Source organism: Feifania hominis (genome assembly GCF_014384765.1).
Taxonomy (GTDB): domain Bacteria; phylum Bacillota; class Clostridia; order Oscillospirales; family Feifaniaceae; genus Feifania; species Feifania hominis.
On the sequence record NZ_JACRSP010000003.1, the window covers coordinates 123,048 to 144,485 of the forward strand.

Annotated in this window: 23 protein-coding genes; 15 read left to right on the plus strand and 8 right to left on the minus strand. The window is 61.0% G+C overall.

Going from position 1 to position 21,438, the window contains the following annotated elements; genetic code table 11:
* Nucleotides 1–56: 56 nt before the first annotated feature.
* The 3 genes from H8695_RS07615 to H8695_RS07625 are packed head-to-tail and all read left to right on the plus strand — an operon-like array spanning nt 57 to nt 3,633.
* The gene (locus H8695_RS07615) at nt 57–830 is read left to right on the plus strand and encodes an alpha/beta fold hydrolase (protein ID WP_249300393.1); all 774 of its coding nucleotides are present in this window, start codon (nt 57–59) and stop codon (nt 828–830) included.
* Nucleotides 827–2,428 carry a UDP-N-acetylmuramoyl-tripeptide--D-alanyl-D-alanine ligase gene (locus tag H8695_RS07620; RefSeq protein ID WP_249300394.1) on the plus strand — a complete coding sequence of 534 codons (1,602 nt, stop codon included), beginning with the start codon at nt 827–829 and terminating at the stop codon, nt 2,426–2,428. Before H8695_RS07615 ends, H8695_RS07620 begins: the two co-directional genes overlap by 4 nt.
* 29 nt (nt 2,429–2,457) lie before the next feature.
* Entirely contained in the window at nt 2,458–3,633 is a 1,176-nt protein-coding gene (locus H8695_RS07625; RefSeq protein WP_249300395.1) for a D-alanine--D-alanine ligase family protein, read from the plus strand.
* Between the two features lie 81 nt (nt 3,634–3,714).
* On the opposite strand, the gene H8695_RS07630 is transcribed toward H8695_RS07625, so the two are convergent.
* Nucleotides 3,715–4,161: a hypothetical protein gene (locus H8695_RS07630; RefSeq protein ID WP_249300396.1), complete on the minus strand. Its 447-nt coding sequence runs from the start codon at nt 4,159–4,161 to the stop codon at nt 3,715–3,717.
* Between the two features lie 158 nt (nt 4,162–4,319).
* On the opposite strand from H8695_RS07630, the gene H8695_RS07635 reads away from it, so the two are divergent.
* Together H8695_RS07635 and H8695_RS07640 are read left to right on the plus strand one after the other, a co-directional pair.
* Nucleotides 4,320–5,807: a sulfatase-like hydrolase/transferase gene (locus tag H8695_RS07635; protein WP_249300397.1), complete on the plus strand. Its 1,488-nt coding sequence runs from the start codon at nt 4,320–4,322 to the stop codon at nt 5,805–5,807.
* Nucleotides 5,807–6,949 (plus strand): radical SAM/SPASM domain-containing protein, encoded by a 1,143-nt coding sequence (locus tag H8695_RS07640; RefSeq protein ID WP_249300398.1) that lies wholly within the window; start codon nt 5,807–5,809, stop codon nt 6,947–6,949. Before H8695_RS07635 ends, H8695_RS07640 begins: the two co-directional genes overlap by 1 nt.
* A gap of 45 nt (nt 6,950–6,994) precedes the next feature.
* On the opposite strand, the gene H8695_RS07645 is transcribed toward H8695_RS07640, so the two are convergent.
* A complete protein-coding gene (locus H8695_RS07645) occupies nt 6,995–7,501 on the minus strand; it encodes a DUF3592 domain-containing protein (RefSeq protein WP_249300399.1) in 507 nt (168 codons plus the stop codon).
* Between the two features lie 429 nt (nt 7,502–7,930).
* On the opposite strand from H8695_RS07645, the gene H8695_RS07650 reads away from it, so the two are divergent.
* The 3 genes from H8695_RS07650 to H8695_RS07660 all read left to right on the plus strand — a co-directional run bounded on the left by H8695_RS07650 (nt 7,931) and on the right by H8695_RS07660 (nt 10,774).
* On the plus strand, nt 7,931–8,290 hold the full coding sequence (locus tag H8695_RS07650; protein ID WP_249300400.1) for a BlaI/MecI/CopY family transcriptional regulator: 360 nt from the start codon (nt 7,931–7,933) through the stop codon (nt 8,288–8,290).
* A 4-nt stretch (nt 8,291–8,294) separates the two neighbouring features.
* Entirely contained in the window at nt 8,295–9,881 is a 1,587-nt protein-coding gene (locus H8695_RS07655) for a M56 family metallopeptidase (protein WP_249300401.1), read from the plus strand.
* A 266-nt stretch (nt 9,882–10,147) separates the two neighbouring features.
* Complete coding sequence (locus tag H8695_RS07660) at nt 10,148–10,774, plus strand: alpha/beta fold hydrolase (RefSeq protein ID WP_249300402.1); 627 nt, start codon at nt 10,148–10,150, stop codon at nt 10,772–10,774.
* A 139-nt stretch (nt 10,775–10,913) separates the two neighbouring features.
* On the opposite strand, the gene larA is transcribed toward H8695_RS07660, so the two are convergent.
* From larA to rplM, 4 genes are all read right to left on the minus strand, one after another.
* Complete coding sequence (gene larA, locus H8695_RS07665; RefSeq protein WP_249300403.1) at nt 10,914–12,188, minus strand: nickel-dependent lactate racemase; 1,275 nt, start codon at nt 12,186–12,188, stop codon at nt 10,914–10,916.
* Nucleotides 12,189–12,314: 126 nt separating this feature from the next.
* Nucleotides 12,315–13,403, minus strand: coding sequence for a resuscitation-promoting factor (locus H8695_RS07670; RefSeq protein WP_249300404.1), 1,089 nt, complete (start codon nt 13,401–13,403; stop codon nt 12,315–12,317).
* 513 nt (nt 13,404–13,916) lie between these two features.
* A complete protein-coding gene (rpsI, locus tag H8695_RS07675) occupies nt 13,917–14,318 on the minus strand; it encodes a 30S ribosomal protein S9 (protein ID WP_249300405.1) in 402 nt (133 codons plus the stop codon).
* Nucleotides 14,319–14,333: 15 nt separating this feature from the next.
* Nucleotides 14,334–14,768, minus strand: a complete 435-nt coding sequence (gene rplM, locus H8695_RS07680) for a 50S ribosomal protein L13 (protein WP_249300406.1) — start codon at nt 14,766–14,768, stop codon at nt 14,334–14,336.
* A 273-nt stretch (nt 14,769–15,041) separates the two neighbouring features.
* Between rplM and H8695_RS07685 the strand changes: the two genes are divergently transcribed.
* The 7 genes from H8695_RS07685 (at nt 15,042) to H8695_RS07715 (ending at nt 19,727) form a co-directional block, all read left to right on the plus strand.
* A complete protein-coding gene (locus H8695_RS07685; protein WP_249300791.1) occupies nt 15,042–15,809 on the plus strand; it encodes a tRNA 2-thiocytidine biosynthesis TtcA family protein in 768 nt (255 codons plus the stop codon).
* A gap of 287 nt (nt 15,810–16,096) precedes the next feature.
* Nucleotides 16,097–16,402, plus strand: coding sequence for a hypothetical protein (locus tag H8695_RS07690; RefSeq protein WP_249300407.1), 306 nt, complete (start codon nt 16,097–16,099; stop codon nt 16,400–16,402).
* 109 nt (nt 16,403–16,511) lie between these two features.
* Nucleotides 16,512–17,240 (plus strand): DUF554 domain-containing protein, encoded by a 729-nt coding sequence (locus tag H8695_RS07695; protein ID WP_249300408.1) that lies wholly within the window; start codon nt 16,512–16,514, stop codon nt 17,238–17,240.
* Nucleotides 17,241–17,359: 119 nt separating this feature from the next.
* A complete protein-coding gene (locus H8695_RS07700; protein WP_249300409.1) occupies nt 17,360–18,094 on the plus strand; it encodes an MSCRAMM family protein in 735 nt (244 codons plus the stop codon).
* Nucleotides 18,095–18,212: 118 nt separating this feature from the next.
* Nucleotides 18,213–18,650 carry a YaiI/YqxD family protein gene (locus tag H8695_RS07705; protein WP_249300410.1) on the plus strand — a complete coding sequence of 146 codons (438 nt, stop codon included), beginning with the start codon at nt 18,213–18,215 and terminating at the stop codon, nt 18,648–18,650.
* An 11-nt stretch (nt 18,651–18,661) separates the two neighbouring features.
* Nucleotides 18,662–19,288: a hypothetical protein gene (locus H8695_RS07710; RefSeq protein ID WP_249300411.1), complete on the plus strand. Its 627-nt coding sequence runs from the start codon at nt 18,662–18,664 to the stop codon at nt 19,286–19,288.
* A 25-nt stretch (nt 19,289–19,313) separates the two neighbouring features.
* Nucleotides 19,314–19,727, plus strand: coding sequence for an EamA family transporter (locus H8695_RS07715; protein WP_249300412.1), 414 nt, complete (start codon nt 19,314–19,316; stop codon nt 19,725–19,727).
* A gap of 39 nt (nt 19,728–19,766) precedes the next feature.
* On the opposite strand, the gene H8695_RS07720 is transcribed toward H8695_RS07715, so the two are convergent.
* Both H8695_RS07720 and H8695_RS07725 read right to left on the minus strand, forming a co-directional pair.
* Nucleotides 19,767–20,282, minus strand: a complete 516-nt coding sequence (locus H8695_RS07720) for a CarD family transcriptional regulator (protein ID WP_249300413.1) — start codon at nt 20,280–20,282, stop codon at nt 19,767–19,769.
* Between the two features lie 254 nt (nt 20,283–20,536).
* Nucleotides 20,537–21,367 (minus strand): glycerophosphodiester phosphodiesterase family protein, encoded by an 831-nt coding sequence (locus H8695_RS07725; protein ID WP_249300414.1) that lies wholly within the window; start codon nt 21,365–21,367, stop codon nt 20,537–20,539.
* Nucleotides 21,368–21,438: the final 71 nt, after the last annotated feature.

A 21,438-nucleotide genomic window follows, 5' to 3' on the forward strand; every position in this document is an offset into this window, starting at 1 on the left:
TGCCCGCAAAAAAGGCATATACTGGGTAAGAGACAAGAAGTTGAGAGGGCTGCCATTTGTTCTGTGAAATCGACCAAATCAAACTGCACTATGAGACCGAGGGCGAGGGGCCGGACGTTCTGATCCTGCACGGGTGGGGGACGAATATTCGCGTCATGGCGTCCGTCATTGCCATGCTCCGGGATCACTTCCGGGTGACGGCGATCGACTTTCCCGGCTTCGGCGAGAGCGCCGAGCCGCCCGTGGCCTGGGGCGTGCCCGAATACGCGGCGCTGACGAAGAAGTTCATCGAGGCCCAGGGGCTTGTGCGGCCCATTCTGCTCGGCCACTCGTTCGGCGGGCGTGTCATCCTCTACATGACCGGCGCGCTCGGCGTCGAGGCCGATAAGATCGTGCTCACCGACAGCGCCGGGGTCAAGCCGAAGCGCAAGCTCAAGGGGCGGCTCAAAGTGATGGCCTTTAAGACCATGAAGTGGGTGCTGCTCGCGCTGCCCTTTGCCCGGGAGAAAAACCGCGCGCGCGTCGAAGCGGCGCGAAAGAAATTCGGCTCGGCCGACTACAACAGCGCCTCCGGCGTGATGCGTGAGACGCTCATCCGCGTGGTCAACCAGGATCTGACCGAATACATGCCCGCGATCAAGGCGCCGACGCTTCTCATGTGGGGAGAGGACGACAGGGACACCCCGCTCGCCGACGCAAAGCTCATGGAGCGGCTCATCCCCGACGCGGGACTGGTAACGTTCAAGGGCGCGGGCCACTACTCCTTTCTCGACAAGCCCGGCGAGTTCCGGGTGGTTCTCAACACCTTTTTAAGGGGGCAGCGCTCATGACGCTTCTTTTGACTTTCAATCTCTCCATGGCGGTCTACATCGCCTATGTGTTCGCGCTCTCCCACCGGTACTACCACATGCTTCAGCTCAACTCCTACTACAACGACCGCTATTACAAATGGTTTCGCGACAGCTTCAAAAAAGAGGTCTCGGCGTTCTCCATGTTCCCCATCATGGCGCCCTGCTTCATTCTGCTGCACCGGCTGCCGCAGTACTTCATCTTCTGGGTGGTCGCCATTGCCGCGAGCCTCTACGTCAACCTCTCCAACACCCGCCGGGGGGCTGAGAAGAAGAAGTTTGTCTACACCGGGCGGGTCATCCGCATGTACATCACACAGGGTGTGCTGCTGCTGGCGTTCACGGGGCTCGGCAATCTGCTGGTGCTCTACACCCATGAGATCTTCCCCATTCTGCTGCTGACGGCGCTCGCCGCCATGGCGGAGTTCAAAATCTGCTGGCCGATCGTCACGAACACCTTAAACGCCCCCATTGAGCGTGCGGCGCGCAACCACTACATCCGCGACGCGCAGCGCATTCTCAGCGGGGCGGACGGGCTCAAGGTCATCGGCATCACCGGCAGCTACGGCAAGACGAGCTGCAAGTACATTTTGACAAAACTCCTCTCGGAGCAGTACAACGTGCTCATGACGCCTGAGAGCTACAATACCCCCATGGGCGTGGTGCGCACCGTGCGCGAGCAGTGGAAGCCCGGCACGCGCTACTTCGTCTGTGAGATGGGGGCCAAGCGCCCCGGCGACATCAGAGAGATCTGCGACATTGTGCGCCCGAACATCGGGTGGATCACCGCGGTCGGCGCCGCCCACCTCGAGAGCTTCGGCAGCATCGAGAACACCGCGCGAACCAAGTATGAGCTTGTCGACGCGCTGCCCTCCGACGGCCTTGCGGTGCTCAACTACGACAATGAGATCATCGCGGCGCGCGGAGCCGACCGGCCCCGCCTGCGCTACGGCATCGAGAATTCCTCGCTCGACTTCTGGGCGCAGGACCTCGCCTATGGCCGCGAGGGGGCGAGCTTCACGCTCTGTTCCAACAAGGGGCTGCGCCTGCCGCTTCGCACGAAGCTGCTCGGGCGCCACAACATACTCAACATCGTGGGCGCGGCGGCGCTGGCGCTGCACGAGGGCGTCGGCGAGCAGCAGATCGCCTATGCCCTTGAGCGCCTCAAGCCGGTGCCCCACCGGCTCGAGATCCACGACCGGGGCAGCGAGATTCTCGTCATCGACGATGCGTTCAACTCGAATCCCGAGGGCGCGGCCGAGGCGCTTCGTGTGCTCGGCAGCTTTGACAGCCCCATGAAAATTCTCATCTCGCCCGGCATGATTGAACTCGGCGACCGCGAGCAGGAGGAGAACCGCCTGTTCGGCGAGCGGGCCGCGGCCGTGTGCGACTATGTCATACCGGTCGGCACGCGCCGCTCAAAGCCCATTGTCGAGGGGCTGCGCGCCGCGGGCTTTGACGAGGAGCGCCTCTTTGTGGCGAAGAACCTCAAGCAGGCCCTCACACAGTTGACGAAGATCGCCGTTCCCGGCAGCGTGGTGCTGCTCGAGAACGATCTGCCCGACGATCTGGAAGAGTAAATACTATCTGAACAAAGGAGCCTTTTTCTATGAGTATCCATGTCGGCGTATTTTTCGGCGGCGCCACGGTCGAGCACGAGATCTCGGTCATCAGCGCCGTACAGGCCATGCACTCGTTTGCCGGTGACAAGTACCATCTGGTGCCGGTCTACATCGCCAAGGACGGCAACATGTACACAGGCGACGCCCTGTTTGAAATCGACAACTACCGGGATACCGCGAAGCTCACGGCCCAGTGCACCCACGTCTACCCGGTGAAAAAGGGCGGCGAGGTGGTGCTCACGCGCTGTGAGCCCAAGCTCTTCGGCAAGCCCGACGTCGAGCGCATCGACATCGCCTTTCCCATCATGCACGGCACCAACGGCGAGGACGGCACGGTCTCCGGCTTCTTTGAGCTGCTGGGACTGCCCTATGTGGGCTGCGATGTGCTCTCGGCCGCCATCGGCATGGATAAGGCGGTGCAGAAGGATGTGCTGCGCGCCGCGGGTGTGCCGGTACTGCCGGCGGTGAGCTTTTACGCGCGCGACTTTGCGGCCGGCCGCGAGGAGCACATCGAGCGCATCGAGGCCGCGCTCGAGTACCCTCTGATCGTCAAGCCCGCAAATCTCGGCTCGAGTGTGGGCATCAAAAAGGCAAAGGATCGCGCCGAGCTGCTCGCGGCGGTCGATCTCGCGTCGAGCTTCGCGGTGAAGATCGTCGTGGAGCACGCCATCGAGAATCTCAAGGAGATCAACTGCTCCTGCCTTGGCGACTACGCTTCGGCGCAGGCGTCGGCTCTCGAGGAGCCGGTCGCGGCCGACGAGATTTTAAGCTATGCCGACAAGTACATGGCGGGCGGCTCCAAGGGAATGAGCGCCGCCACGAGAAAGCTGCCGGCCGAGCTGTCCGGCGAGCTCACCGAGAGCATCCGGGAGATTGCCGTGCAAACTTTCCGCGCGCTCGGCTGCAACGGCGTGGTGCGCATCGACTTTCTGCTCGACCGGGACGACGGCGACCGCGTCTACGTCAACGAGGTCAACACCATTCCCGGGTCGCTCGCGTTCTACCTGTGGGAGGCCGCGGGCAAGCCGTACGCGCAGCTGCTCGACGAGATGATTGAGCTCGGCTTCAAGCGCAGCCGCGAGCGCGCGGCGCTGACCTTTACCTACGATGAGAACATCTTCGCCATGAAAGGCACGAGCGGCATTCTCGGCATCAAGAAATAAAAAAGCGCAGGCGCCCCGTTTGGGGCGCCTGCTGTACTGTGAGAGCGCGTGAGGCAATCCCCCCGCGCTCTTAGATACGCATTACGGCTGCGCTGCGTGAAAAGTCAGCGTGTAATCGGGCGTATTGATAAGAAATGTCGGGCTCTCGCTCCCGTCCGCATAGGTCGTCATGCCGGTCACGGCCGTATAGACTTCGCCGCCGACGGTGATCTCGTACAGGGCATCTCTCGGTGAGCTCTGTGTCAGGCGATAGACGCCGGTGCAGGTCTGGCTCTCCCCGGCGATGTGCAGAGAGCCATCCGCAGCCTCGCAGGTCAGGGAAAGGATTTCCGCGCCCTCGTGGATGTCGGCGGACTCGCCCGGGCAGAACACGACAGCCCCGCTGCTGTCCTGAATGGTTGTCATGGTCCAGAGATGCTCCTCGAGCTTCGGCGCCCCGCCGGTGGCCGCACACCCCGCGAACCAGAGCAGAGCCAGAACGGATGTCAGGAGAAGACACGGCCCGTGCCGTGCCGGATTGCGTCTCATTGTATCACCTCGCCTGGTATCATCATAAGACAGCGCTGCTGTGCTGTCAACCGGAGCGGCTCAAATCTGCGGGTGGCTCTTGTCAAAGCGTCTCAATTGCAGTACACTTGATACAAAAGAAACACAATTTCGCACGGAATTTGCAAGGAGGCACCCCCATGAAGCCAAGACAGGTCATCTTCATCATGACGGATTCCCAGCGGTGGGACATGGTCGGCTGCTACGGCCAAAACGGCCTCAAGACGCCGAATCTCGACGATCTCGCCCGCGAGGGCGTGCGCTATGAGCAGGCCTACACCACCCAGCCGGTGTGCGAGCCTGCCCGCGCGGGTATCTTTGTCGGAAACTACCCCCATGAGTGCGGCGCGTGGGCCAACTGCGCCGCGCTTGCCGACAACGCCAAGACCCTCGGCCAGCGCCTGCGCGACAACCACGCCTGCGAGACTGCCTACATTGGCAAGTGGCACCTCGACGGAGGCGACTACTTCGGCCTGGGCCGCGCGCCCGACGGCTGGGATCCTGAGTGGTGGTACGATATGAGAAACTACCTTGAGGAGCTCACGCCGGAGCAGCGTGTCAAATCGAGAAAGCCCGAGACGGCCCGCGAGGGCATCCCGGAGGACTTTACGTTCGGCCACCGCGTGACCGACCGCGCGGTCGACTACATTGAGAAAAAGCGCGGGGAGGACTATTTTCTCGTCGTGTCCTACGACGAGCCCCACCACCCGTTTCTCTGCCCCGAGCCCTATGCGTCGATGTACGACGACTACGATTTCCCCAAGAACCCGGCGCACTTCGACAACCTAGAGGGCAAGCCCGTCCACCAGCAGGTCTGGGCGGGCGACAAGCGCCTGCGCGACCCTGAGGCGCTGCGGGTGCACCGGCCCGACATCTTCGGCTGCAACACCTACATCGACTATGAGATCGGCCGGGTGCTCAAGGCCGCGCGGGAGAATGCGCCCGACGCGATGATCATCTATACCTCCGACCACGGTGACTTTCTCGAGGAGCACTGCCTGCTCAAAAAGGGCGCGGCGGCCTACGATTCCATCACCCATATTCCGCTGATCATCAAGCGCCCCGGCGGTCTGCAAAACGCCGTCTACCGCGAGCCGGTCTCCCACATCGACCTGTCCCCGACGATCATGGAGTACTTCGGCCTGCCCATTCCGAAGCTCTTCTCGGGCCGGAGCATGCTCAAAACGACCGAGGATCTCAGCCACCACCAGCGCGACTATGTCTTCATGGAATTTGGCCGCTTCGAGGTCGACCACGACACCCACGGCGGCTTTCAGCCCATGCGCTGCGTCTACGACGGGCACTATAAGCTGGTGGTCAATCTGCTGAGCACCGACGAGCTCTACGACATGAGAGAGGACCCGTATGAGACGAAAAACCTCATCGACTGCCCTGAGACCGCGGCCATCCGCGACCGGCTGCACGACGTGCTGCTCGACTGGATGAACGAGACCCGCGACCCCTTCCGCGGCTATGTGTGGGAGACGCGCCCCTGGCGGCGCGACGCGCGCAAGCCCACCTGGAAGTACACCGGCTGGACCCGCCAGCGCGAGAACGAGGAGTATGAGCCGCGCCAGCTCGACTACGTCAACGGCCTCGAGATGGTCGAAAAATCGAGGCCGAAATAGTGGGCCGGGCGCTCTCGCTGCTCATCAAGCCCGCGTCGTCGCTGTGCAACATGCGGTGCAGCTACTGCTTCTACCGGGACGAGAGCGAGCACCGCGAGACTGCGAGCCACGGCATCATGACGCGGGATACGGCCGCGCGCCTGATTGACCGCGCGGCGCAGTACGCCGGCGGCGAGAGCGTGCATTTTGCCTTTCAGGGCGGCGAACCGACGCTGGCGGGCCTCGACTTCTTTGCGGAATTTTGCGCCGAGGCGGTGCAAAAATGCGGCTCACAGACCCATTTTTCCATTCAGACCAACGGTCTGCTGCTCGATGAGAGCTGGTGCGCGCTGCTCAGGCAGTACCGGTTTCTCGTGGGGCTCTCGCTCGACGGCGCACCCGGGCAGCACGACCGCCACCGCCGCCTTTTGGATGGCGGCGCGAGCGCCGGGGCGGTGCTCGGGGCAAAGCGGCTGCTCGAGGAGCACCGCATCGACTACAACATTCTCACAGTCGTCACCGAGGCCCTCTCAGGGCAGGCGCGCGACTACTTTTCCTTTCTGCTCGAAAACCGGGTGAGCCATGTGCAGTGTATCCCGTGCCTCGCGCCCCTCGGCGGCGGGGGAGTGGACGCCCTCACGCCCCGCGGGTACGGCCGCTTTCTCAGAGAGCTGTTCGGCGAGTGGTTTGCGGCTCTGCGCGCGGGGAACTATGTCAGCGTGCGCCTGTTCGACAATGTGCTCATGATGCTGCGGGGCTTCGCACCCGAGCAGTGCGGGCTCTACGGCGCATGCCGAATCCAGTTTGTCGTGGAGGCGGACGGCAGCGTCTACCCCTGCGACTTCTACGCGCTCGACGAGTACCGCATGGGATCGCTCGACGAGCCGCTCGAGGCGCTCGAGCAGTCTGCGGCGGCTGCGCGCTTTCTCGGCGGCCGGGTGGAGAATCCGGCGATCTGCGCCGGGTGCAAGGCCTTTGGCATCTGCCGCGGCGGCTGCCGGCGCGAGCGGGAGCTGCTCCACGGTGAGCGGGGCTACTGCCCCTATCAGGAGTTTCTCTACAGCGCCTACCCCGCGCTTCGGCGAATTGCCGATTTTGCGCGGATGCCCGGCGAGCAGTCGGGAACAGAACGCGAAAGCCCGCGCGAAACAGAAACAAAATAAGACCGCCCGGCCATTCGGCCGGGCGGTCTTATTTTGCTTCATCGGTCAGGACAGCCCGAGCCAGAGCGCCATGGCGGCGCAGAGCACCGCGACGAGGGCAAACAGAGAGAGAAACAGCCGCCGGGTGGCGACATCCTCCTCGAGCTGGCGCGGGGTGCAGTTGGACTGTGGGTTTTGAGGATCGTAATACACGGTGACACTGTCGCCGCGGCCGTACATCGACTTGCGCTTCTGCGCAAAGTCGCCGGTGTATGTGCGGCCGTCGGCGGCCACAAAGGAGTAGACTGCGTGCGGGCTCTCGATGGTGTATGAGGGGGTATTCTCGTCGCCCCGCATGCGGTGCCGCCTGGTGTAGAGGTCCGTCACGGTGCCGCCGGCGGTGTGTCCCTCCCGCTCGAGCCGAAGATGCTCGCGGCGCTGCCGCTGAAAGAAGAAAAACGGAATGCCGATGATCGCGCAGACAATGGCGCCGCAGAGCAGCGGCGCCAGAACCGTCAGAATATCGACCAGATAGAGGTCGATGAAATTTTTGTAGCCGTCGATGAGAGACACCCCCTGCCCGAAGTATTACTTCTATCATATCACAGACCGCGCGCCCCGGCCACGGAAAAATGAATTGACACGTTGGTCTGCGAAAGGCTGCGCCCTGGAGCGAACGCCCGCCGATAAAAATTGTTTTTCGGCAGACGGTGTGATATCATTACCCTCGTAAACAAGTCCGGAATGGGAGATGAGGCGGGGTGCAGCAAAAGAAAAAGCGAGACAGCTCAGGTCATGGACCGGACTGGCCCGCTTTTTTATATTGGAAATGCTGAGGGACAAGCGGTGAGAGAAATAGGATTTTCAAAACCAGCTGGATTGCTCTGTCCAATCAAGGTTTGACCGTACCGCAGACGGCAGATAAAATACAGTTGACAAATTGGTTTAATGAGTGTAGACTAGCAGCAGGTCTACAATCATTAAACCAAATGAGGTGATGGAATGGAAACGTATCGGCTCGGCGCGATGGAGATGAGATTTGCACAGCTGATTTGGAACAGCGCGCCGGTCTCCTCGGGGGAACTGGTCAAGCTCTGCCAGCGGGAGCTCGGGTGGAAGAAGTCTACCACCTACACCATGCTGCGCCGGTTGTGTGAGCGCGGACTTTTTCAAAATATCGGCGGCGTGGTCTCGCCGCTTCTGACAAGGGAGGAATTTGCAGCACGTCAGAGCGAGGAGTTTATCGAGCAGACCTTTCACGGCTCGCTGCCGCAGTTCCTGGCGGCCTTTTCCACCAGAAAGAAGCTCTCTGAGCAGGAGATTGACGAGATCCGCCGCCTGATTGACGGGCAGAGGGGGTGAGCGTATGCTGTACAGGCTCTTTTTTGAAGTGCTGCGCATGAGTCTGACTGCGAGCTTTGTCATCGCCGCAGTGCTGGCGGCACGTCTGCTTCTGCGGCGCGCGCCGAGACTCTGCTGCTATGTGCTGTGGAGCGTGGTGCTCTTTCGGCTGCTCTGTCCGGTCTCCTTTACGAGCGGCCTGAGTGTTCTGCCGGCCGGGATGACAGCCCGGCTCGAGACCCTGTCGTCCCCGCCGCAGATACAGACTTCGCCGCAGGCACAGAACCTGCCGCAGGCGGAGGCTCCGCCGCAGACGGCTGAGACGGCGGACGCCGTGAGTGAGCCCGGAGACACCGATGGACACCGGGGCTGGAATGCGTTCGCGTTTGTCTGGGCCTTTGGGGCCGCCGCGGTGGTGCTGCGGGGAATGATTTCCCTGCTGCGGCTGCGGCGCAGGCTTGTCGGCGCGGTGCTTGCGCACGATCATGTCTATCTCGCGGATCACATCGATACCCCCTTTGTGCTGGGGGTCTTGCGCCCCAAAATCTATCTGCCGTCGCAGCTCACCGGGCGCGAGCGGGAGTATGTCACGCTCCATGAGCAAACCCACATTCGCCGCGGGGATCACATCGTCAAGCTCATGGCCTTTGCGGCCCTGGCTGTACACTGGTTCAATCCGCTGGTGTGGGCGGCGTCTGCCCTGCTGACGGCGGATATGGAGCGCTCCTGCGACGAGAGCGTGCTGCGGCGCATGGGGCCGCAGATCGCGCCGGAATATGCCGGTTCCCTGCTGCGCTTTGCCACAGGAAAACGCGTCGCTGCGGGTGCGCCGCTCGCCTTTGGCGAGGGTGACACCACCGGGCGTATCCGGGCCGTGCTGGGCTATCGAAAGCGGACGCTCTGGGTGACGGCAGCGCTTCTCGCCGCAGCGGCGGCTCTGTGCTTCTGCCTTGCGGCAAACCCCATGAAAAAGGCAGGCTCTCTGCCGCCGGGGAGCTATCTGTGCGCCGAGGGGGATCGGGCTTTCCCCGCATCGGTCACCCTGTTTGAGGGCAACCGGTTTCAATTCACCCACTCCGTCCTCTCCGGCCGCATCTACGGGGGGACATATCGGCTTGATGGACAGAAGCTCACGCTCAGCACGCAGGATGGCGGCGATTGCTTTGTCTTTACCGCTCTCGACGATCGCCTCGTCTTTGAGAAGGAGGAGTCCTCGGCGCTGCCCGTCTACCGGGGAGAGAGTGCCCTCGCCGATGGGGCCGTCTTTCTTCTGGAGCGGGTTGACAGGGGCGTCTCGAGCGAGCGGCGGGCAGAGCTGCTGCCGGGGCGCGTCTATCACGATCTGACGGCCGTCGGCGCGCTGGAGACCACGGCCGGGGAACTGTCCGGCTATCAGCTCTACACAAACAGTACGGATATTACCGTCCGCGTGCCGGCGGGATCACCGGTGGCTGAAGTCTACCTCTACGATGCGGGTGCCGCCGACTGGATTCAGTGCGGGACGATTGGCAAGGGGAAAACGGAAGTGATCTTTTCCGGTCTCACCGCCGCGCGAAATTACTACCTTGAGCTGTCCGCTGACGGGACGCAGCGTGTCACGGTTACTGACTAGGTTTTGCTTTCGGTGTGGTTGACCGACCAATGGTGGTTACCATGCAAATACGAAACATGCGATCTGATGACTATGGCGACGTATATGATCTTTGAATCAGTTGCCCCGGTATGGGGTTAAATAACCTGGACGACTCGCGAGAGGGCATTACAAAGTATCTTGCCCGAAATCTAAGGGAGCGAACGCCCGCCGGAAAAATTGTTTTTCGGCGGGCGGTGTGATATCATTACCCTCGTAAACAAATCCGGAGTGGGAGATGAGGCGGGGTGCAGCAGATATTTTTACACGGCTTGGGGCAAACGGGCAGAAGCTGGAGTGAGACGGTTGAGAAGCTGCAGGCTGCCGAAGATTGTCTGTGCCCTGATTTGGCCGAAATTCTTCGGGGCAACTGCGCGACGTATCAAAATCTCTATGAAGCCGTTTCAGAGATCTGCGATCAGAGTATGGAGTCAATAGATTTATGCGGTCTGTCCCTCGGTGGTGTTCTGGCGCTGCATTATGCCATTGAGCACCCCCGAAAGATACATTCATTGGTCCTGATTGCCCCACAGTACAAAATGCCGAAAACGTTATTGAGGATTCAAAATATGTTCTTTCAATTAATGCCCAAAGCGGTGTTTCAGCCGATGGGATTTGAAAAGAAAGAATTCATTCGGCTTTGCAAAACCATGATGAAATTGGATTTCAGCGATTCTCTCTCCAAGATAACCTGTCCCACCCTGGTGATCTGTGGGGAAAAGGATTTCGCCAACAGAAAGGCGGCTGGTAAGCTGGCGGACATTCTGACAAACGCAGAAATGCGGGAGATTGCCGGGGCTGGGCATGAGGTAAATGTGGATGCACCAGAAGCATTGTCTGAGGTTCTGTACAGCTTTTACCGCCGAACAGAATGACTTCGGACTTTATCGCTCTTCTCCACCGGCGCTTTCCGTGAAAGCGCCACGGGCTACACAGTATAAAAGGGCAGGGCGGACCGTTGCGGTCCGCCCTGCCCTTAATTTTTATAACGCCTTGCCTGTCGGCGCACACTCTTTACTGCTCTTCCACAATGACCGAGATGCCGTTTGGAATGACCGTCACTCCATCGTAGCGCTCCCCGAGGGAGTTCTTCGCCCAGGCGAAAGCGCTGTCGAGGTCCGCAAACCATTTCAGCCCCATGCTCTCGACCATCTCGCGGTTTTTCGGCTCGCAGATGAGCGCGACGCTCGCGCGGGTCATGACGCGCGCGAGAATCTGCGCCTGCCACTGGTCGGCGATGGTGTCGTCCGCGCCGATGCGCTCAATCTTGTCGAGCACGTCGCGGGGGCCGTTGGACTGGGAGAACCAGCGCACGAATTCCTCGCCGCCGCTGCCGTCCTCGCAGGCGGCCGCGCAGAGAATGACGCCGCCCTCGTTGACGCAGCTCTCGGCCGCCGTCATGGACTTGACGGTCTGGTAGACGTTCTGATCGAGCGGGTAGCCGCCGTTTGACGTGACCACCACGCTCGCGCACGCAGCCCGGCAGGAGTAGAGCTCCCGCGCCCGCCGGCAGCCCGCCTCGTGGGCTGCCGCGGCGTCGCCGGCAAAGGCGGCGACAATGTGTTTGTCGTCGTCGAGCAGGACGTTGACGACAAAGCGCAGCCCCGCGAGCCGCGCTGCGGCGCACATGTCCTCGTGAATGGGGTTGCCCTCGAGAATGCCGGTGCGCGCCCGCGCGGAGCCGATGAGCGCCGAGCAGTGGTTCGTCATCACACTTTTGGCGCTTGCAATGCCGGGCAGAATGCTCTTGCGTCCGCCGGAGAAACCCGCGAAGAAGTGGGGCTCAATAAACCCGTCCGCGACGATCAGATCGGCCCAGCCCACAAGGGGGTTTACCGACAGCTTGCAGCCCGAGGGCAGCGTGCCGAGCGGGAGCATCCCGGGGGCGGCCGCATCGTGCACGAGAAACTCCTCGCGGTCGACGAGCTCCTGCGTGAATTTTTCGGTGAGCTCCCGGCGCGTGGTGCCGCGGTGGACGCCGGTCGCCACGAGAATTTTGATCTCGGCGGCAGGGTTTCCGGCGCGGATCTCGTCGAGCATCGGCGGCAGCGTGATGTGGGAGGGAACCGGGCGTGTGTGGTCGCTTGTGATGACAAGGACTCTCTGCGCGCCGCGCGCGAGCTCGCGCAGCCGCTCGCAGCCGACGGGGTTTGCGAGAGCCTGCGCCACAAGGGAGCGCCCGTCGCCGTCCGCCTGCGGCGGGTCGCAGCGCACAACGCCGCGCAGCTCGCTCTCCTCACAGGAGAAAGGCAGGCTCGCCGCGGCATAGGGAATGGCAAACGTCTTCATGATAAAACTCCTTTCGAAGCGCGGTCTGTCGGTGTGAGACAATCGGTCAGAGTCATTGTACCACAGAAGCGCGGCGCTGAACAGAATGAGAGCGCCGCCCATATGGACGGCGCTCCCGCGCATCTGTTATTCCAGAATATACGCCCGGACCTTTCTCACGCCGAACGCCTTGCACTCGGCCGAGGTCTCCATAAACAGGTCGATCCGGTTGCCCTTGATGCCGCCGCCTGTGTCCTCCGCCACCGCGTACCCGTAGGCGACCTTGCCGTTCGGGTAGGTGATGTACATGCGGGTTCCATAGGGGATGACTTTCGGGTCTACGGCGACATAGCCGACCTGAACCGGTTTGCCGGTTGAGGTGATGTCGCCCCACTTGCCGCTCTCGCCATAGGTGTAGGCGGTTGCCTTGAGGTCAATGTAGTGCGAGTAGCGAAGCGCCTCGCCGCGGCTGGTACTGAACTCGCCGCCGACACCGTACTCGACGACGCCCTGGACGGGAGCCTTTGTGATCTCCTCAGAGACCACCTTGCTGCTGAGCAGCTGTCCATCCACAACCATGTTCTGAACGACCACGGTTGCAAGACCATTTTCACCTTTGACCTTTTCAACGGTTTTTCCTTTCGGGATTGTCTGGACGCCAAGCCTTTTTACGTCAAAGGGAATTTCGGTCTCTTCTGTTACGGTAACATAGTTTACCCGGTTGATGGTTACGTCAATTCCACTGTAGAGAAGATCGTTCGGGTTGTGGGTCATGATGTCGTACACGCCGAGCTCGATATCGGATTTGCTGAGCAGGTCGCGCACAGAGCCGCCGGTCATGTAGTAGACGGTTCTCGATCCGTCGCAGGTGAGGTAGACCGGGAAAGCCCGCTCTACCGACAGGTCGGCATAGAGCCCCTGATCGGCGTTTACCTTGACCGCATCGTAGGCAGAGAGCGTGAGGCCCGCCTCCTCGATGATGTCGTTCGGATCGTCCTTCATGGTTCTCACCACAATGGTGTTGTCCCCGTCGCGGATGGTGACGAACCGCGTCTGACTCACGGCGGCCGCTGTCACGGCGAGACTCACCGACAGCAGCAGGGTCAGCGCAACGGTCCGGCGGCACACAAACGCACCGAGGGTGCCTGCAGAGCGCCGAAAGAATTTCCGCGCCATGCGGAACAGGCGGCCAAAGGCCCCTCTGATCCGGCCTGCAAGCGTCTTGACAAATTGCATAGAATGCCTCCATTTCGTAAGACCGTGAAACGGGTCTGCCGTGTCTCACGGCCCTCGTTTTTGCGTATGAACCTAGTATTGCCAAAAAGACGGTTTCATACACTTTGGTGGAAGGCCAGCGTCATTTGCAAAATGAATTTGCCCCTCTATTATACTATAAAGTTTTGGAATAACAAACGTAAAATTGCACCAAATCAACTAAAAAATAGTGTGTAATTTGTACAAGAACACAAAATTTGGGCCAAATTCGAGCATTTTCTCCCACTTTTTCAAAAAATGTCCATGAAAACAATGTCTCTAAACAGAGGACAAATGAGAAAAAGATACCGCCTTCAGAGAACGGTGTCAAACGCGCTGACACGACCAAAATGGAAAGTCCTGTTTTACACTATGCCGGTTTTGAGAAAAAAGAGACCTCCAATTGTGCCCGTTGGGATACGGGGACTGTCGAACAGCGGGACTGAGGAAAGAAAAAGCGGATGCCTCTGGCGTCCGCTTTTTGTCGTATGAAATTTAGCGCTTGCTGAACTGCGGAGCGCGACGGGCTGCTTTGAGACCGTATTTCTTTCTCTCTTTCATTCTCGGGTCGCGGGTGAGGAAACCGGCCTTTTTGAGAATCGGGCGGTAGGCCTCTTCATCGACCTGGAGCAGAGCTCTCGACAGACCGTGGCGGATGGCGCCGGCCTGGCCGGAGACGCCGCCGCCGACCACTTTGGCGATCACGTCGAACTTGCCGGCGGTCTTGGTCGCCTCAAAGGGCTGGTTGACGATCAGCTTGAGCGTGTCGAGACCGAAGTAGTCGTCGATGTCTCTGCCGTTGATGGTGATGACGCCGGTGCCGGGGAGAATGCGCACTCTCGCAACCGAGCTCTTTCTTCTGCCGGTGCCGTAGAAATAGTTCTTGTCGTTATACATGTTCTCGCTCCTCCCTTATTTACCGATGTTCAGCGCTTCGGGCTTCTGGGCGTCATGGCCGTGAACGGCATCGTTGTAGACGCGCAGACGCTTGAGGCTGTGCCGGCCGATCGAATTTTTCGGGAGCATGCCTTTGACGGCGAGCTTGATCGCGAAGCCGGGGTTGTTCTGCATGATCTTGCTGTACTTGGTCTCTTTGAGACCGCCGACATAGCCGGAGTGGGTGTAGTAGATCTTCTGATCGAGCTTTTTGCCGGTCAGAACCACCTCGGCGGCGTTGATGACAATGACATTGTCACCGCAGTCGACGTGAGGGGTGTAGTCGGTCTTGTGTTTGCCGTTGAGAATGTGTGCGCACTCGGCGGCAAGGCGGCCCATGGACTTGCCCTTGGCGTCGATGATGTACCACTTGCGCTCAACAGTCTGGTTGTTTGCCATGAAAGTTGACATAGTAGTTCCCTCCTGAATCTATCTTGCAGTTTTATTAAAAACTCATAAAACAAGCCGATGGGCACATCGGCAAGTGCTATTATAACCAAGCTGCCCCAGGTTGTCAACACAAAAGTTCCAAATTTTTAATTTATGAGAGAAAAGGTCTCAAAATCTCTTAAATACGCCTGATATCGCCCGTTATCTCACACGTCATTTTTGTCATTTCGGTTGCGTGTCCCACACCGCCCTCTTATAATAAGGAGAGAATTTGGGGGTGGAACCGTGCAGAAGATGCTCAGCGTCATGCGAAAGGCCATTGACGACTACCAGATGATTGAAGACGGCGACCGCATCGCGGTCGGCGTCTCGGGCGGCAAGGACTCGCTTTGCGCCCTGAGCGTGCTCGCTGAGATGCGCCGCTTCTACCCGAGGCGCTATGAGCTGCGGGCGATCATGCTCGACATGGGCCTTGACAGAGAGGCCGACTTCAGCGCGATTGAGGCGTACTGCGCCGCCATCGATGTGCCGCTGACCATCGTGCGCACCGAGATCGGCCCTGTGATCTTCGATGTGCGAAAGGAGTCGAATCCCTGCGCGCTCTGCGCGAAGATGCGCCGCGGCGCGCTGCACGATGCGGCTCTGCGCGAGGGGTGCAAAAAAGTCGTGCTCGGCCACCACTTTGACGACGTGGTGGAGACTTTTGTGCTGAGTCTCTTCTTCGAGGGCAGGCTCTCCTGCTTTTCGCCGGTGACCTGGCTCGACCGCACCGGCATCACGCTTTTGCGCCCGATGATCTACATCCCCGAGCGCGAGATCAAGAGCTTTGTCCGGCGCATGGCGCTGCCGGTCTACCACAATCCCTGTCCCGCCAACGGCAACACCAAGCGCCAGTATGTCAAGGAGCTGCTGGCCACCCTGTCGGCCGACAACCGGGACCTGCGCGAGAAGATCTTCGGCGCGCTGTGCCGCTCGGGCATCGCCGGGTGGAAAGAACCGGTGGTGGGCCGCCGTACCCGGGCGGTTTTTCACAGAGAGAACGACGAAAAAGCGGAGCCGTAGGCTTCGCTTTTTTCATGCGCGTTGGCGCCGGCCGTGCCGGGATGAGACCGCTTGCCGGCGCCACGGCTTCAAATAATGTCGCCCGGGGAAAACGTCCCCCACACAGACGCAGACGGGCCCGCACCCCGCCTCTTTTGCAAAAAGACGCACCCGGGCGGCAAAGACTGCGTTCGGCCCCCTTTGTCGCGCCGCGCGCGCAGACATAAGATACCAGTGTGTCAGATAATCCTGACAAAAACACAACTGCTTTGCTTTCCGCGCTGCGGCGCGGTGGAAGGAGATTGAATATGGCTTGTATCAACAGCAACTGTGACTGCGGCACAAGCGCCTGCGACTGCTGCGGCTGCGCGGGAAACGCCTCGTCAAACTGCGGCTGCAACTGTGGCTGCAACAGAGGGCTCAACTGCAACACGAGCGCCTGTCGGCTTCTGGCCCAGCTGCTCGCCGCCGAAAACGACAACTCGTGCGGGTGCAACTGCGGCTGCAGCTGGGATTGCGGCTGCGGCTGTACAAACACCGCATCAACGGGCTGTGTCAGCACTGCCTCGACGGGTTGCGGCTGCACAAACTGCGGCTGCACCAGCGCCTTTTGACCCGCTGCGGGCGGCGGCCGCCCCGCCGCCCGCGCCCTGTTGAAGAATCCGCGGCGGTGTGTTAAACTTAAGACCGTTACCACTGCAATGAAACAGGGGGGAGACGGCCATGCCCGGTCTGGGTACGATAGTCAACACACTCGCCATACTCGCAGGCGCCCTTGTGGGCCTGCTCATTCGAAGAGGGCTGCCGGAGCATATCTCGGACAGCCTGACAAATGCCCTGGGCATCTCCACGCTGATGATCGGCATCTCGGGGACGCTCACGGGGCTCTTCCGGGTGAAGCCGGACGGTCTGCTCGACCGGGTGGACCTGCTGCTTCTGATCGTGTCGCTCGTGGTGGGTACGCTGATCGGCGAGCTATTGAACATCGACCGGGGCTTTGAGCGGGTCGGACAGTTCGCCGAGCGCCGGCTCGGGCGAAACGACGGACGCACGGGCCGCGCCTTTGTTGAGAGCTCGCTTTTGTTCTGCGTGGGCGCCATGGCCATTGTCGGCGCGATTGAGGATGGCCTCGCGGCCAATCCCACCACGCTCTACGCGAAATCGCTGCTCGACGGGGTCGCGTCCATCATCTATGCGTCGACGCTCGGCGCGGGCGTGCTGCTCTCGGCGGGTGCGGTGCTGCTCTACCAGGGAACCATCACCGTCGCCTCTTTCTTCATCAGCCAGTACATCAGCGATGCGCTCATGCTCCAGATCTCCATGATCGGCTCGGCCATCATCATCTGCATCGGGCTGAATCTGCTCGGGCTCAAGCGCATCAAAGTGGCCAATATGATCCCCGCCGTGCTCGTGCCGGTGGCATGGGCTCTCATCGGCGGCCTGTTTGGATAGAGCGGGCCCCCGCCGCAAGGCGGGGGCCTTTGTCTGCCTGTGACCGAACAGCCGGCTGCGGCATATACTGCGAGTGTAGGCCCAGGGCGGACCAACCGCCCATGAGAGGAGGCAAAACCATGTCCTACTGTTCCTGTCCCTGTATGGGGGAGCTGGAGCTGACGGTGCGAAACACCTGCGGCAGCCGCCCGTTTGACGGGGTGCCCTTTGAAGTGGTCAACTGTGACAACCCGAGTCTGCGCCGCGTACAGTGCACCGACGCCGGAGGCTGCGCGGTCTTTGAGGGACTTCCCTGCGGAAATTACTTTGTGCGTCCCGTCACGCGGGACAACTGCTTTAACAGCATCGCAAAAAAACAGTTTTTCCACATCGGAGAGTGCTGCCCGTCCGCCTGTGTGGTGTTCTATCTGGACAGCGTCATCCGCGAGGGTACGCTCGCGGTCAGTGTGGTCAGAGGAAAGAGCAACATCTACATAAGCGGTGTGACGGTCAATCTGCTCGACGAGTGCGGCCGCTGTCTTCGCAGCATGCAGACCGACTGCATGGGCAAGGCCGTGTTCTGCAATGTCCCCGTGGGAGACTATGTGGTCGAGAGCTGCAGCGTGCAGAGAAACGTCATGGTCTGCAGCAGCGACACCCGCCGGGTGCAGATCTCGGTGCCCGTCTGCGCGCCGCTGCGCGAGCACCGCTGCGACAAGTGCTGGGATAGCACACCGCCGCGTCCGCCGCAGTGCGACTGTCAGACGCCCTGTCTTCCGCCGCCCTGCTCCCCGCCGTGCACCTGGCCGCCGCGGGACACCGGCCGCTCGCCGGGCAGCTGCCCGCCGCCCGGCTACTGCGGGACCATGCGCTAGAGAAGACCGGAGAGAGCGGTTGCTCTCTCCGGTCTCTTGTTTTCGGCGGCGGATTATAGTATGATTTTCTACGGTATGTGGAAAATAACAGAGATTGAGCTGTGAGCGGAGGTGTGAGATGCAGATTCTGGTCGATGCGGACGCCTGCCCTGTCAAAGAGCAGATTGTGGCCGCCGCAAAGCGCTATGCCGTACCGGTGACGATGTTCGTCGACACCAGCCACATTCTCCGCGGCGACTTTCAGGTGGTCACGGTCGACCGCGCGCGTGACAGTGCCGACATCGCGCTTGCAAACGCCGTGCGCCCCGGGGACATCGTGGTCAGCCAGGACTATGGCGTGGCGGCGATGGCGCTGGCAAAGGGCGCCTGCGCGCTCAACCAGAACGGGCTTATCTACACCGATGAGAACATCGACTCTCTGCTTGCCGAGCGGCACTTTTCCGCCAGGGCCCGCGCAGCGGGACGGCGCGCCGGCGGACCGCCGAAGCGCACCGCCCGGCAGGACCGGCTCTTTGCCGAGGCGCTCGAGAGACTGCTGCAAAATAAAACAGATTGAGAGAAGACAGGATGAATTGTCCCAAGTGCAAAAGACCGATTGACGATTTTTACGGAATCTGCCAATACTGTGAGGCCGACAGGCCGGCAGGACCCGCCGATGAGCGGGACGAACACGCCGAGCGCCAGATGCGAAAGGCCAGAAGAAACGTCGCGATTGTCGCGGGAATCGTGCTTCTCTTCGCCGCGGCGGTCGTGGCCGCGGCTGTGTTTCTGTTCGGCGGCCGGGGCGCGGGCGACGGCGTATCAAAGGACATGCGCGCGCTCGGCCGCGAAATTCTCGCGGCCTGCGCAGACGCCGGTCTGCGCGAGCAGCTGGGGCTTGCCATGAGCGCCGACAGTCTCGATGGGGATGAGGACTACCTCTCCCTCAAGCAGAGCGCCGCCCGGCTGCGTGAGATGATGGGCACGCCCGACGAGGAGCTCTATGCCTACACGGTGGGCCGACTCGTGGTGGCGCTGCCCGCAGTGGGGCTCGCCGAGGTCTACCTCGGTGAGAACGGCGGCGCGGACGAGGAGTTCGACCAACTTCTCCTCACGACGGTCGAGCAGTTTGACGCGGCGCGGCGCGCGGTGGAAAAGGCCGCAGACAGCGAAGCGCTCGCCGATGCGGCGGCGCTGGTTGAAAAACTGGGGTGACAGAATGAGGAAGAGGGGTAAGAATATGTGGGTATTCTATGCGCTGCTCTCGGCGGTGTTCGCGAGCATCACAGCCATTCTCGCCAAGATCGGCATTGCGGGCGTCAGCTCCAATCTCGCGACCGCCGTGCGCACGGTGGTCATACTCATCATGGCGTGGGGCATTGTATTTCTGACCGGCGAGTACCGGGGCGTTGCGGAGATCACGCAGAAGAGCCTGATTTTTCTGGTGCTCTCGGGCGCCGCGACCGGCCTGTCGTGGCTGTTCTACTTCAAGGCCATCCAGCTCGGCGAGGTGTCGAAAGTGGTGCCCATTGACAAGTTCAGCGTGGTCATCACCATGGTGCTCGCCTTTGTGGTGCTCGGGGAAAAGCCCGATCTCAAGACCATCCTCGGCGGTCTGCTGATTGCGGGCGGAACCTTTGTGATGATCCTTTAGGGCAGAAGAAAGCGCGCAGCCTGTTGGCTGCGCGCTTTTTTATCCGGGGAATTTCTGTGCCTCCACGCGCGAGGCGATGAAGTCGGGCACCTGCTCCTCGGGGATGCCGAGCACTGCCGAGAGCTCGCCGAAGAGCAGCTCCTGCGCACGCTTCATATAGCGCTCATCTACTGCGCCGAACTTGCGCTTGCGCTCGATCATGCCCTGCTTTTTTGCATACAGGGACATGGTCATGGCGATGAGTTCCCCGCAGTCATGCTTGCCGAGCGCCGCCTCGTAGTGCTCGGTGAGCTGGCGCAGAACCGGATTGTGATAGGCCTCGGCGTCCATGGTGGGAATCAGGTCAATCAGATCCAGGGCCTCCTGCCTCGAGATGACGGGCCGCATGAAGATTGTGCCGTCGACAGGCGCGTAGATCATGCAGTCCTGCTGCAGGGGCTCAAGGGTGTAGTAGAGCTGTTTGTCGTCGAAGCCGGGACGGGTCCGGTGAGAAATCTCCCGAATTCTGCACACGCCGGTGTTTCCGTAGACGACAAGGTCGCCAACCTGATACATGCATTCACCTCCCGTCGGCAGCCGCCCACGGCCGCCCGCCGCGCCGCAGTAAGATGGACCCCGGCCGAGCGCCAGGGCAGAGCGAAGAAACCCCAAAGCAGCGCGTGAGCGCCATGAAAACCACCTCGTCTTATGAAAAGTAAGAGCGTGTCGTCCCGGCAACTGGAATTACGTTTTGCCAGAACAACACGCTGCACGATTATTTTATCACTTTTTCAGGGCGAATGGTAGCGAAATTTGCGGCCGGCAGCGCATTACGGCACAGGACCCGGCTCAAAGCCCTCAAAGATCACGAAGTCAAATTCCTGCGCGGCTTTTGCAAACTCCTGCGGGGTGCGGATGGTCCACGCGGCCGTTGCCGCATGATAGAGCCGCCGGCAGGTTTGAAGACTGCGGTTGGAGCGGTCGGAGAAGCGGTAGGAGAGAAACTGAGGCCCCGCGAACCAGTTTAAGAGCAGATTGCTCAGCGCACCCTTGAAGACGCGGTTCATGCGCTGGTCCGACTTGCGGTAGTCCATGGAGAGCAGCCCGCGGTAGACCTCGGGCGCGCGGCGGCGGTACCAGTGGAGCACCAGCGGGTTGAAAGACTCGATGCAGTACTCGCCCCGGTAGCGCTGCAAACGGGCGTTGACCAGCTCGCACAGGCCAAAGGCGTTGGCGGTGGCCTTGAGCTCGATGACGAGCGGCACTTTTCCCCCCACGAGCTCGAGCACCTCGTCAAAGAGGGGGATTTTTTCCCCCGAGCCGAGCAGCTCATACCGGCGGAGCGCATCAGCCGTGAGATTTTCCACCCGCAGATCAATGCCGCACATGCGCGAGAGCAGAAAGTCGTGAAAGACCACGAGCTTCGCGTCGGCCGTGAGATGGACGTCGAGCTCGATGCCATAGCCCGCGTCGACCGCGCGGCGGAAAGCGGCGAGGGAGTTCTCGGGCACGCGGCCGTCGCCGGTGTGAAGTCCCCGGTGGGCGTAGTGAAAGCCGCGAAAGACCGCGGTACGGCCCCTGTCGTGACAGGGGCGGATGAGAAGAAGCCAGATCGCAGCGAGGGCGAGCGCCGCGCCCGGAAGAAGCAAAAGCCAAAGCATGTCTAGTTCCGCCTTTGTGTTCATAGTCTTATACAGTATACACCAAATCGGCGGGAATCACCACAGGGGGG

Coding starts and splice junctions, on each gene's coding strand:
- H8695_RS07620 (WP_249300394.1), top strand. CDS start 827: ATGACGCTTCTTTTGACTTTCAATCTCTCCATGGCGGTCTACATCGCC.
- H8695_RS07625 (WP_249300395.1), top strand. CDS start 2,458: ATGAGTATCCATGTCGGCGTATTTTTCGGCGGCGCCACGGTCGAGCAC.
- H8695_RS07630 (WP_249300396.1), bottom strand. CDS start 4,161: ATGAGACGCAATCCGGCACGGCACGGGCCGTGTCTTCTCCTGACATCC.
- H8695_RS07635 (WP_249300397.1), top strand. CDS start 4,320: ATGAAGCCAAGACAGGTCATCTTCATCATGACGGATTCCCAGCGGTGG.
- H8695_RS07650 (WP_249300400.1), top strand. CDS start 7,931: ATGGAAACGTATCGGCTCGGCGCGATGGAGATGAGATTTGCACAGCTG.
- H8695_RS07655 (WP_249300401.1), top strand. CDS start 8,295: ATGCTGTACAGGCTCTTTTTTGAAGTGCTGCGCATGAGTCTGACTGCG.
- larA (WP_249300403.1), bottom strand. CDS start 12,188: ATGAAGACGTTTGCCATTCCCTATGCCGCGGCGAGCCTGCCTTTCTCC.
- H8695_RS07670 (WP_249300404.1), bottom strand. CDS start 13,403: ATGCAATTTGTCAAGACGCTTGCAGGCCGGATCAGAGGGGCCTTTGGC.
- rpsI (WP_249300405.1), bottom strand. CDS start 14,318: ATGTATAACGACAAGAACTATTTCTACGGCACCGGCAGAAGAAAGAGC.
- rplM (WP_249300406.1), bottom strand. CDS start 14,768: ATGTCAACTTTCATGGCAAACAACCAGACTGTTGAGCGCAAGTGGTAC.
- H8695_RS07685 (WP_249300791.1), top strand. CDS start 15,042: ATGCTCAGCGTCATGCGAAAGGCCATTGACGACTACCAGATGATTGAA.
- H8695_RS07690 (WP_249300407.1), top strand. CDS start 16,097: ATGGCTTGTATCAACAGCAACTGTGACTGCGGCACAAGCGCCTGCGAC.
- H8695_RS07695 (WP_249300408.1), top strand. CDS start 16,512: ATGCCCGGTCTGGGTACGATAGTCAACACACTCGCCATACTCGCAGGC.
- H8695_RS07700 (WP_249300409.1), top strand. CDS start 17,360: ATGTCCTACTGTTCCTGTCCCTGTATGGGGGAGCTGGAGCTGACGGTG.
- H8695_RS07705 (WP_249300410.1), top strand. CDS start 18,213: ATGCAGATTCTGGTCGATGCGGACGCCTGCCCTGTCAAAGAGCAGATT.
- H8695_RS07710 (WP_249300411.1), top strand. CDS start 18,662: ATGAATTGTCCCAAGTGCAAAAGACCGATTGACGATTTTTACGGAATC.
- H8695_RS07715 (WP_249300412.1), top strand. CDS start 19,314: ATGTGGGTATTCTATGCGCTGCTCTCGGCGGTGTTCGCGAGCATCACA.
- H8695_RS07720 (WP_249300413.1), bottom strand. CDS start 20,282: ATGTATCAGGTTGGCGACCTTGTCGTCTACGGAAACACCGGCGTGTGC.
- H8695_RS07725 (WP_249300414.1), bottom strand. CDS start 21,367: ATGCTTTGGCTTTTGCTTCTTCCGGGCGCGGCGCTCGCCCTCGCTGCG.